The 11,892-nt window shown below is 36.6% G+C and carries 10 protein-coding genes; 1 reads left to right on the top strand and 9 read right to left on the bottom strand.

Features of this window, described 5'->3' with window-relative positions:
• Positions 1-4: 4 nt before the first annotated feature.
• The 9 genes from CRT24_RS18985 to CRT24_RS18940 form a co-directional block, all read right to left on the bottom strand.
• Positions 5-3,250 (bottom strand): SusC/RagA family TonB-linked outer membrane protein, encoded by a 3,246-nt coding sequence (locus CRT24_RS18985; protein WP_099372676.1) that lies wholly within the window; start codon positions 3,248-3,250, stop codon positions 5-7.
• Between the two features lie 547 nt (positions 3,251-3,797).
• Positions 3,798-4,181: a hypothetical protein gene (locus tag CRT24_RS18980; RefSeq protein WP_099372675.1), complete on the bottom strand. Its 384-nt coding sequence runs from the start codon at positions 4,179-4,181 to the stop codon at positions 3,798-3,800.
• Between the two features lie 2 nt (positions 4,182-4,183).
• Positions 4,184-5,443 carry a glutamate-5-semialdehyde dehydrogenase gene (locus tag CRT24_RS18975; protein WP_099372674.1) on the bottom strand — a complete coding sequence of 420 codons (1,260 nt, stop codon included), beginning with the start codon at positions 5,441-5,443 and terminating at the stop codon, positions 4,184-4,186.
• Positions 5,443-6,474: a glutamate 5-kinase gene (gene proB / locus CRT24_RS18970; protein ID WP_099372673.1), complete on the bottom strand. Its 1,032-nt coding sequence runs from the start codon at positions 6,472-6,474 to the stop codon at positions 5,443-5,445. Before proB ends, CRT24_RS18975 begins: the two co-directional genes overlap by 1 nt.
• A 375-nt stretch (positions 6,475-6,849) precedes the next feature.
• The gene (locus tag CRT24_RS18960) at positions 6,850-7,614 is read right to left on the bottom strand and encodes an exodeoxyribonuclease III (protein ID WP_099372671.1); all 765 of its coding nucleotides are present in this window, start codon (positions 7,612-7,614) and stop codon (positions 6,850-6,852) included.
• A 2-nt stretch (positions 7,615-7,616) separates the two neighbouring features.
• Positions 7,617-8,378 (bottom strand): peptidylprolyl isomerase, encoded by a 762-nt coding sequence (locus CRT24_RS18955; protein ID WP_099372670.1) that lies wholly within the window; start codon positions 8,376-8,378, stop codon positions 7,617-7,619.
• 3 nt (positions 8,379-8,381) lie between these two features.
• Positions 8,382-8,729: a hypothetical protein gene (locus CRT24_RS18950; RefSeq protein ID WP_099372669.1), complete on the bottom strand. Its 348-nt coding sequence runs from the start codon at positions 8,727-8,729 to the stop codon at positions 8,382-8,384.
• A 14-nt stretch (positions 8,730-8,743) separates the two neighbouring features.
• A complete protein-coding gene (locus tag CRT24_RS18945) occupies positions 8,744-9,178 on the bottom strand; it encodes a low molecular weight protein-tyrosine-phosphatase (protein ID WP_099372668.1) in 435 nt (144 codons plus the stop codon).
• Between the two features lie 161 nt (positions 9,179-9,339).
• Positions 9,340-10,881 (bottom strand): Do family serine endopeptidase, encoded by a 1,542-nt coding sequence (locus CRT24_RS18940; protein ID WP_099372667.1) that lies wholly within the window; start codon positions 10,879-10,881, stop codon positions 9,340-9,342.
• A gap of 192 nt (positions 10,882-11,073) precedes the next feature.
• Here CRT24_RS18940 and dapF point away from each other — a divergent pair, with 192 nt between their 5' ends.
• Entirely contained in the window at positions 11,074-11,862 is a 789-nt protein-coding gene (gene dapF / locus CRT24_RS18935) for a diaminopimelate epimerase (RefSeq protein WP_099372666.1), read from the top strand.
• Positions 11,863-11,892: the final 30 nt, after the last annotated feature.

Raw genomic sequence — 11,892 nt, 5'->3', positions numbered from 1 at the left:
TTCCTTATAATCCGAAGTTAATACCAAAGTTTATAGTCCTTGCGTGAGTATATGAACTGTTACCAGTTGGTCCAGTAATTCCACCTAGTGGATTGAATCCTTTTTTAGCAGACCAATAGAACAAGTTTTCAGCACTTGCATAAACTCTTGCTCTTTTAATTCCAATTCTATTAGAGTATACTTCAGGAATTCTATACCCAACGTTGATTGCACTAATATTCAAATACGAAGCTTTTGTTAAGTATCTTGAAGACGTAGCACCATGTTGAGCTGTTCTACCAACATCCATTCTTGGCACATCTGTAATATCACCTGGTTCTTTCCAAGCATTTAATAGATCTTGGTGTAAGTTAGCACCATTTGCTGGTCCAGAACTTACCAAACCTCCATAGTATCCATCATAGAAATGTCCACCTAGACTATATGTTAAGACAAATCTAAAGTCGAAGTTTTTGTAGGTGAAGTCATTAATAATACTTCCGTAAACTGGAGGAAGAGCTGATTTATTCAACCAAGACTGTCTAGCAGCATTTTGGTTAGTTGTAACTGTATCTACTCTGCCATTTCCATTATCAATTAAACGGTGAGTAGCGTTATCAGGGTCGAATTCTACACCATCTTCTAAACCAAGGTACAAACCTTCTCCTGTTTCAGGATCAACTCCATAATATGTTCTAGTATAGAAATCATATAATGATCTTCCAACTGCACGTTTATATGGGCTGCTTACAATTTCAGGAGTTTCAACTGGCATTTTAGTGATTTCATTTTTTACAGTAGTCACATTGAATGTAAGGTTCCAGTTAAACTCAGGTTTTCTTATTAAGTTACCTGTTACAGTTGCTTCAATACCTTTGTTTGTCATAGCACCCACGTTCTGTTGAACAGCAAATGATCCAGCCCAAGTACCACCATTATGATATGGTTGGTTTACACTGAATAACAAACCATCAGAGTTTCTGTAATAATATTCAAAACTACCTGATAATCTATTGTCAAATAAGCTAAAGTCTACTCCGAAGTCCAAAGGTTTTTGAGTTTCCCAAGTTAGGTTATCACTACCTAAAGATGCGAAGATTGAACCTGGAGTTGAAGCATTGTTATAACCGATTTCATAACCATTTTGGTAAGGATAATAACCCACATCAGAGTTACCCAATTTACCATAAGAAGCTCTTAATTTCAACAAGTTAACATAATCGTTTTTGAAGAAATCTTCTTGATCCAATCTCCAAGCAGCTCCTAATGACCAGAACTCTTCCCAACGCAAGTTAGAAGGGAATTTAGAGTTTCCATCTGCTCTGATCATTGCACTTAAATAGTATTTGCTGTTGTAGTTATAGTTTACACGTCCAAAATAACTTTCAATAGTATTTTCATTGATACCAGAAGTTAATGAACTGATGTCTGTAAAGTTTTCGAAAATATTAACTCCTTGGAATCCTTGACCAGTTCTCATACCATAAATACTTTCATATTTATAAGAGTAGAATTCGTGTCCTAATACAGTTTCTAAATTATGGTTTCCAAATGTATTATTTGCTCTTAACAATTGGTTGAATGTATAAGAAAGTTGTCTGTTCCAAGATTGGTTATAACGACCAGCTGGAGCACCATCACCTACAATTGTGTTTTCATAACCTTCAGATTTGTAGTTTTGAATATCTGGGCTGAAAGTTGTTGAAAACGTCAACCAAGGGAGGATATTGATATCAATATACGCTCTTGCACCGAAGAAATCACGATTTGCAGCGCTTGAATTAAACATTGTTTCCGCAATTGCATGACGACCACTATTGAAAGGTCTAGATAATCCGAATTCAGAAACTAAGTTACCGTAATCGTATCTTTTTGCACCAAACTCATCATATACTAATTTACCAGTAGCTGGATCATGTACATAAACAGGATAAATTGGAGCAATTGCTCTAGAGAAATAGAAAGGGTTATTGATACTGCTAGCACCATCAGCTGCAAAGTTGTAGTTAATGGTCGCTGCATTGATGTTGATACCAGTTTTTAACCAATCCGTTACTTTTGTATTAACGTTTAGTCTTCCTTGGAATCTTTCATTAGATGAACGTAATCCCCATCCATTATCTTTCAAATAGTTTAATGAAGAGTAGATATCTGTTGAGTTAAAACCACCTGAATAGTTAACATTGTATTCATTACGATTACCTTTTCTAGATGCTTCATCTTCCCATGAAGTAAAGCCTTCATATCTGAATTTAGCTGCCGGGTTTAATTTACCGTCAACTCCTACTAAAGTTTCATTGCTAACATCAAATGCATTATAGTTACCTAAATATTGAACGATATCTTGGTAAGTTTTACCGTTATATAACTGTAAACCCTTATCATTTCTTGGCAGAACACCAGATCCAAGTTGTCTAGCGATATCGATCGGAATTGCAGTTGATCCGTAAGCAAGGTTGTTAGTGTATGCTTGCCACATTAATTCATAATATTGGCCAGCGTCTACAGTGTTATATGCAGGTACACCATTTTCGTTAAAACCATACTGTGCAGAGACATTAAGTTCTGATTTTCCGGCATTACCTTTTTTAGTTGTAACCATGATTACCCCATTTGCACCACGAGAGCCGTACATAGCAATTGTAGCAGCATCTTTCAATACAGTTACTGATTCAACATCAGCAGGGTTAATATTGGCCATTCCACCATCAAATGGAACTCCGTCAACAACGACTAATGCACCTTGTCCAGCAGAGTACGAACCTAGACCTCGAATACGAATAGTTGGTGATGAACCTGGTGCACCTGAAGGTGTACTAGTTTGAATACCAGGACCTGCACCTTGTAATGCGGTCAAGACGTTTGAAATAGGTCTTTTATCAATTTCTTTCGACCCGATCTGTGTAGCAGAACCTGTAAAATCAGATTTTTTTACTGTACCATAAGCTACTACAACTACTTCATCAAGTTCATCTGAAGATGAAACTAATGAAACATTAATTGTTGACCTACCTGTTACAGATTGTGTTTGTGATTGGTAACCAATAAATGAGAATTCTACTTTTGAGTTTTCACTTACAGTAAGGGTGTAATTTCCTTGAGCATTAGTTTGGGTTGCCGTGGATGCACCTACCACTCTTACAGATACATTTGCTAATGGAGAACCATCTCCTGAATCTGTTACCCTTCCGCTCAATTGACGATTCTGCGCGTTTACCAAACCAATGGAGAGCATAAACAGCAGAACAAAGCTGAGTAAATTGTGTTTCATAATAAATTGTTTGTTTGTTGAATAATTGCTTTGTACTTCTAAGTGAGTGGTCAGCTCACCTATAATAATTAGCTTAATTTTTCAATAATAACAGATTTTTTGCAAAAACAGGAAAAATTATACAACTAATTTTAATCTTTGATAATATTTTAGCTAAAAAATTACAATTGAAGGACTTAGATAATTCAATTTTTAAGGAATTTCAATAATTCGTGTAACATAGGGAGGTGTTTTTGTCTTTAAGATTCCACAAACAAAAAAAATGGAGCTTAAAACTCCATTTTACTATATTTAATTTATCAAAAATTGCCATTTATTTAACAAATAAATGATTTATAAATATAATTTTCATTAAATATTATCAATCATTGCCAAATTTTCATATCAATCAATAAAAAATGAGATTGATTTATTCACATCCTAATTGGATATAAACTAGACATATTTCAAATTCATAAAAAAAGCAGCAGTAAATTGTATTACTGCTGCTTCTTTCAATTTATAATACATTAATTGTATCCTTCATTTTGTTGAATCAAAGGGTTATTTACAATTCTTTATCAATCATTGCCAAAAATCCATAATCATCAAAAGAAAATGAATTGGTTTTATTCATATTCCACTCAAAAATATACCTTGCGTTTTTCAAAAGCGCTTTATCTTTATGGATTATTCCGTCATACATAAGTAATTGAGCTAAAGGTCTAAGCTGTTCCGGCTCCAAGGAACTAATGAATTTTTCTATCTCTGAGGTATCTGAGGATTGAAAAAATGACCTTTCTTTTTTAAAGAATTCTGTATATCCCTTTTCAATATCCAGCGTTTCTTTTTCTTTATCAAAATGTTCATAATGATCCACCACTAGCCTTAAATATTTGGCCATATCATTAACCCAATTCAGTATTGTATCCTTTTCAAATCTAATTCCCATAATTATCTTATTTGTCCATCGCCTGTGACGAACCATTTTTCTGTGACTAGTTTTTCTAGTGCAAATGGTCCCCTTGCATGTAATTTTTGTGTGGATATCCCAATCTCTGCGCCTAACCCAAATTCACCTCCATCAGTAAATCTAGTAGAAGCGTTTGAATAAACTGCAGCAGCATCCACTGAATTCATAAAGTTCGCAATATTTCCTGCATCCGAAGAAACAATGCATTCAGAATGCTTGGACGAATACCTTGCTATATGGTCTAAAGCTTCGTCAAGCCCATTAACCACTTTCATTGAGCAGATTAAATCCAAAAATTCCCGTCCGAAATCATCTTGTTCAGCATTGTCCAGATTTTTGAAGTTCTGGTTTTTCCATACAGCATAAGATTTCTCATCTGCCAATACTTTCACTTCAGCCTCTTCAAAATACGGGGCAAGTCTTTGAACAAATTCATCCAATACTTCTTTATCAACCAGAATACTGTCTAGAGCATTACAAACAGAGGGCCTTGATATTTTAGCGTTAGCTACTATTTTAGCTGCCTGTTGAAGGTCAGCGGTATGATCGATATACGTATGACAAACTCCTGCACCTGTTTCTATTACCGGAACCTTAGCATTTTCACGAACAAAATCAATCAGACTTTGTGAACCTCGAGGAATGATAATATCTACGTATTTAACGGCAGTTAATAATTCTGTAACCAACTCGCGATCTGCTGGCAACAATTGGACGATATTAGGATCAGTACCAAAACTTTCCAATACGTCTTGGATTAATCCTACCAAATAGGTATTGCTGTACCAGGCATCTGAACCTCCCCTCAATAAACAGACATTACCAGATTGAATGCACAGAACCGCAACATCAATCGTTACATTGGGTCTAGATTCATAAATAACACCCACTACCCCCAATGCGACAGTCTTTTTCTCAACCAACAAGCCATTTGGCAAAATCTTAGTATTCAACATTTTGCCTGTAGGATCTTCTAGCTTGGACACCGAACGAACACTCTCAGCTATATCTTCAATTCTAGCTTTCGTCAATTTCAATCTGTCAAACTTTGCATCTTGAGGGTCCATTCTTTCTAAGTCCTTTTTATTCTCGATAAGAATTTCTTCTAAATTCTTCAGCAACGCATCTGCAATAGCATTCAGGATTTGTGACTTTTGAGAAATATTTAGCTTGGAAATCGCTCTTTTCGCTATCCTACTGTTTTCTAATTGAGGTAATATTGTTTTTTCCATTTTATCCATTATAATAGCACAATATCATCTGCATGTGCAATTTCAATATTCTTCTTTTCGGATTTCGACTTTAATGATATTGAATCAATCTTGGATTTAGCCACGGCATGTATTACGTGATCTTCATCAGCAATCTGAAATACTTCTCCTACTTCAAAGTCTTGGATTATTTTATTAACACCTACTGCCAAGAGGCTTTTCCGTTTGTTTAAAGCAGCAATAGCACCTTTGTCAACCTGAACAAGACCCGTAATCAGACTTCCACTGGCCAGCCATTTATTTCGGGAAGATACTTTTTTCTCTTGCGCTAGACATACTGTACCAGTTTCTCCAGCAACAGCTTTAAGAATTCCATCTTCTGTTTTCATAGAGAAAATGACAGCCTTAATTCCCATCTGATTTGCTAACCTGGCAAAATTCAGTTTCGAAATCATACCACCTAATCCCACAGTTGATTTTTCAGATCTAGCTAGTGCCAATGCATTTTTATCAATGACCTTAAGTTCGGGAATCACAGAATTATTCTCATCCAAAACTCCAGGAACTGAAGTGCTGAAGAGGATTTGTTCAGCTCCAAATCCAACTGCAATTAATGTTGCGAGTTCATCGTTGTCAGAAAACTTGAGTTCCTTATTGCTTACCACATCGTTCTCATTGGCAATTGGAATTACATTATTTTTCCATAGCGTTTCATAAGTACTTTTCAATTGTAGAAACTGCCCCCGATTTGCAAAGTGATGTCTTTCACAAAGACTTTGGGCTAACGCAATTTTAAAAGGTTTAAAATATGTACCATATGTTCTTACTAATAGAGGATTCCCTATTGCAGCGGCAGCTTTTTTCTGAGCCAAAGTTCCTGCATATTTAGGAATATATTTTTTGCCGGCTGCGACGGCTCCAGAAGACACTATTACAATGTTGTACTTAGGTTGCAACTGAGCACATTGTCTAGCTATCTCCAGAACGATTCTTTCATCAATTTCACCATCGGTTGTTATAGCAGCGGAACCAAACTTTATGACGAGTATAGGTTTTTTCATTTTAGGAATTAATCAAAAATTGATTTAAACATTGCAAAATTATTAACAATATTTAAAGATAAATATAATAATATAAACAGAACCTTTGTTTGAATATTATGAATTCAAATTTGTTTTGGAATTGGGATTTCTAGTCTTGCTTTGTGGGTCGATGCAATTGAGAATGGAAAATATAAGCTGTGAGCATTAATGAAATAGGTGTCAAAAAAAGCTTATAGGAAAGTTGCCCCGTTTTATAATCTTGAAAAATAGCTACAGCATACCAAACCAACATTAAGTAGGTAACTATTAATAAGAAAATTGCTGTTTTCCTTCCCATACTTAAATATAGGAATAAAACAAGAAAAGTAGACTTATTCAGTCTACTTTTCTTCTCTATCCTAGAATCAATTCAACAGGACAGTGATCTGAGTGCACTGCTTGGGGAATTATTCTTGAGGAAATTATATTGTCTTTAAGGTTGTTGGAGACCATGTTGTAATCAATCCGCCATCCCAGATTTCTGCCACGAGCTCCAGCTCTGTAGGACCACCACGTGTAATGGTGCGGATCAGGATTCAAATGTCTGAAAGAATCTATATATCCTGAATTAATGAAATTCTCCATCCACTCTCTTTCTGCCGAAAGAAATCCGGAACTATTCGCATTTGATTTCGGGTTATGGATATCAATTGCTCTATGGCAAATATTGAAATCGCCGCAAACAACAAGATTTGGCTTTTCTTTCAATAGTTCATTGCTATATAGCTGAAAATCGTCCAGGAACTTATATTTGAAATCTTGTCTAACATCTCCAGTAGTTCCCGAAGGAAAATACACACTCATCACTGATGCCTTATCAAAATCTGCCCTAATCACTCTCCCTTCAAAATCATAATCCTCATGGCCACAACCATATTCAATATGATTTGGGGTAATTTTGGTAAATATGGCTGTTCCACTATAGCCTTTTTTCTGAGCTGGGTACCAATAATGCTCGTAACCCATCTCTTCTAATAAGACTAGTTCCGGTATTTGGTCAGGTGAAGCCTTGATCTCTTGTATACAAATAACATCAGGACTTTCAGCTTTAAACCAATCTAACCACCCTTTCTTTAAGGCTGCTCGGATACCATTTACATTATATGTTATAATCTTCATGATTATGGAAGTTTATAGGTTCTTGATTTCATTGAATCGAAAAGCTTGGTAAAGAATCCTTTTTTAGGAGGAAGACCTTGCAATTTGCGCTCAAGATCTAACGCTTGTCTTCTATCCAAAAGTTTCATAGCAAACCTTTCATCATTATAAGGTCGGTCATTGTCATCAGTTTTTACTGCTGCAATACTGTCAACTACTCCGATACCCTCGATTAATTCTCCAAACACAGTGTATTCTCCATCTAAATGTGGAGCACCGCCAATTGTGGAATAAGTTTCTCTCTGCTGAGGGCTTAGTTTTTTACCTTTTAGTCTGAATCTTTCCAAAGAATCTAGTGCTGTTTCGCTAAACACACGACCATGTACTAAATAAAATTGTGATGCTGAGGATTCTTTTGCTGGGTTATTGTCACGAGCAGCACCCAAGGCACCTTTTTTATGGATCAATCCTGTTTGAATTTCTGCTGGGACCTTATAGTCTGGTCCACCATTTCCCAATTTCTGTCTGCTTGCGGCATACCTAGAATCCGGGTCACCACCTTGAATCATGAAATTATGGATCACACGGTGAAACAATAAAGAATCGAAATATCCTTCTTTTACAAGATTGACAAAGTTGTCTCTGTGTTTTCTTGTTTCATTATAAAGTTTTATGATACCGTTGCCTTTACCGGTCTTTACTTCAACATAATAGTTTTTAGGAGTTTGTGCATAAACAAAACTCAAGCCCATCACAAAGGCGAACAATAATACAATTCTTCTCATATATTAAATGAAATTTAATTCTTCAAAATAATCAATTATCAGGGATTTGATAATCATTTCCTGTTCCATTAAGGTATAATTTGGAATAGGTTTGACAAGTTTCCAATGTGGCCATCCTTGCTCATCTTGTCCTTCCAGTTCATAAAAACCCAAACTGCTGAAGAGTCTGCATGTTGCGATGTGCATCAATTCCTCCTTCTCGCGCTTAGAAAATTCTTTTGGCCCTTTTCCCAATTCTTGAACTCCGATTAAAAAGAGCATCACCTTAATATCAGGGATGTCCATATCAAAGTTTTCTGCTACAGCTTCCTGTAACGCTTTCCACTTCTTATTTATTTCTGCAGCCTGCATCTGATTTTATCCTTTTATGCCCAGTCTTTAATTAGTTGCTTACAACGGGATTCTATCAATTCAAAGACTGGAATGAACATATTCGAATCGTAATATGGATCAGGAACAATATCATTGTCCAAAAACAATGTTACTTTTTCTTTTTCTTCCTGTGAACCCGCCATTGACACAACATCATTGTAATTCTGTCTGTCCATAACCAAGATACGGTCATAGCTTGAAAAGAATGCTGGATCAAACAATTGTGCTCGTTGACCGGAAATATCAATACCCCTATCTTTTGCCACTTGTACCGATCTTTTGTCCGGAGCATGACCAACATGCCAGTCTCCAGTTCCTGCCGAATCTATCTCCCAATCCAGGCCATTTTCCTTAACCATAAACTCCATAATACCATGAGCCAAAGGAGAACGACAGATATTCCCTAAACACACCATTAATATTTTCATGGTTTCAAATATAGGAATTAGTAATTAGTATTGAGATGTGAGATATGTGATATGTGATATTAAGGCAAATAGCGTTTTGATATCTCATATCTCAATACTCATATCGCAATCAATAAAAAAACGGACTGCTATGGGCAGTCCGTTTTTTATTGATTTCTATTTTAGTACCTCAATGGAACATTGAATTGTACTGTACTTCCTTTTTCTGGCACTCCAGTTATTCTGACGATGTCTCTTCGAGTGCTTCCTAAAGCAGACTCAACGTCATCAACATTATTTACTGGTTTTCCATTAACTTCAGTAATTACCAAGCCTCTTTCTACACCGAAGTATTCAAAAACACCACCTCTATGCACTTGAGAAACTACAACACCTGAGTTGATTCCAAGTTCTTTTTTGCGAGCATCAGATGCAGGCACAAAGCTAGCTCCTAATTTATTGAAGATTTCTGTAGCTGATGCACTAGGTTTATCATCTTCAGTTTTTGCTTTTGCTTCTTCGCCTTTCAAAGTCAATGACACATCTTTCTCTTTGCCATCGCGTTTATAGGTGATTTTCACTTTATCGCCAGGGCGCAATCTTGCCACATATTCTTGAAGATCAGGAGTACTATAAATCACACGTCCTTCAATTTTAGTCAAGATATCACCTGGTTTAAGTCCTGCAGCTTCCGCAGCTCCACCTTTCAACACATCACGTACATAAAGTCCGTTTACATCATCAATTCCTTTTTCAGCACGCAATGCATCGTTGATCTCAGTAAATGTTACACCTACATAACCACGTTTTACACTACCGAATTCTTTGAAGTCGTCAACGATTTTCTTCGCCAAGTTGATTGGAATTGCAAAACCATAACCAGCATAAGTTCCGGTTGGAGATGCGATAGCAGAGTTAATACCTACCAATTCACCTCTTGCATTTACCAATGCACCACCTGAGTTACCTCTATTAATAACGGCATCAGTTTGCAAGAACGACTCAACAGCGTTGCTAATCATTTGTTCTTGTTGACCCATATTGCCATAACCACGGCCTTGAGTCGGCTCATCTAGAATTCCTATCCTACGTCCTTTGGCACTGATAATACCTGCCGTCACGGTAGACTGTAATCCTAGTGGATACCCTACTGCCAAAACCCACTCTCCAATCTGAACATTGTCAGAATTTCCTAGTTTAACAATAGGCAAGTTGTTCGCATTCACTTTTATTAACGCCAAGTCAAAGTTAGGATCTCTACCGATCACCTTTGCTTCAAACTTACGCTTGTCAGTCAAAACCACTTCGATTTTGTCTGCTTCCTCAACCACGTGGTTATTTGTTACAATATAACCGTCAGGCGAGATAATTACACCAGATCCAGATGCAGTTTGCGGACGCGCTTGTCCACGTTGTTGTGGTACACCAAAGAACTCTTCGAACATATCGAAAGGAGAACCGCTGCCACCACCACGAGAGCCACGACTAGTCATGGTCACTTGGATATGCACAACACCGGGAGTAACTGCTGCTGCTGCTTGTGTAAAATCTGGATTTCCAGTAGAAGAAAGTATCTCCTCCCCTGGGTTGTTTGCATAATATACTTTTTGACGCTCTTCGAACGTCATGTTGTCCATCTGTTTGTTTTCAAAGAGCTTAAACCCTCCCACGGCTATGGCTCCTCCCACGATGGCTGCTAATAATGTTGCTCCTATTTTTTTCATATATATAATTAATCTAACTATTTTTAATTCATGTTTGTTAAGTCAAATGTAATACCATTCGATTTGCAGAAACGAGTTTTGTCAGTTAAAAAATGTTAACAGGATGCTGCTTTGTCAAACATTTAACATGATTTAACAAAAGCTCGGTTAATTGTAACAAGAATATTAAATTTACAGCAGAAACCCAACAAAATGTTAAAAGAAATCAAATTTTATAAATACCAAGGAGCAGGCAACGATTTTATTCTAATCGACAACAGAAATTCTGAATTTGATAGCAATAACCATCATTTAATTCAAAATCTGTGTGACCGCCGGTTTGGAATTGGTGGTGATGGATTGATGCTCCTTCAAAATATAAATAATTATGATTTCCAAATGTTGTACTTCAATGCTGATGGAAAAGAGGGTACTATGTGCGGAAACGGGGGCCGATGCTTAGTTGCTTTTGCAAGAGACCTCGGAATCATCACGAACGACACTGTCTTTTTGGCAGTTGACGGTAGGCATGAAGCTAGTATTGAAGACCATACCGTAAATCTTGGCATGATACACGTTCAAGAATATAGCATGGACCGTGATGCCTTTGTTTTAAATACGGGATCACCTCACTATGTAGAGTTTGTGAAAGATTTAGCAAGCAAAAATGTTTACCAAGATGGCTATGCTATTAGAAACAATGCTACCTATGGCGAAAAAGGAATCAATGTTAATTTCATAGAAGAAGAAGGTGAGGGTTATTTCGTAAGAACTTTTGAACGTGGTGTTGAAGATGAGACTTATGCCTGTGGAACTGGTGCTGTAGCATCTGCCATGAGTGTTGCCCTACAATCTGGGAAAGACGGCGACTTTACAATCCCTATCCGAGTAATTGGCGGCCAACTTGAAATTTCTTTCCATAAAAACGGTCATCATTTTAGCAATGTTTATCTTTCCGGACCTGCAATTCAAGTATTTGAAGGAAAAATCAATATTTCATAATAATTTAACCTGCTTAATTTTGGAGAAAAA

It is taken from the genome of Sphingobacterium sp. 1.A.5 (genome assembly GCF_002734235.1).
GTDB lineage: Bacteria > Bacteroidota > Bacteroidia > Sphingobacteriales > Sphingobacteriaceae > Sphingobacterium > Sphingobacterium daejeonense.
This window is presented reverse-complemented; position numbering and strand designations above follow the sequence as displayed.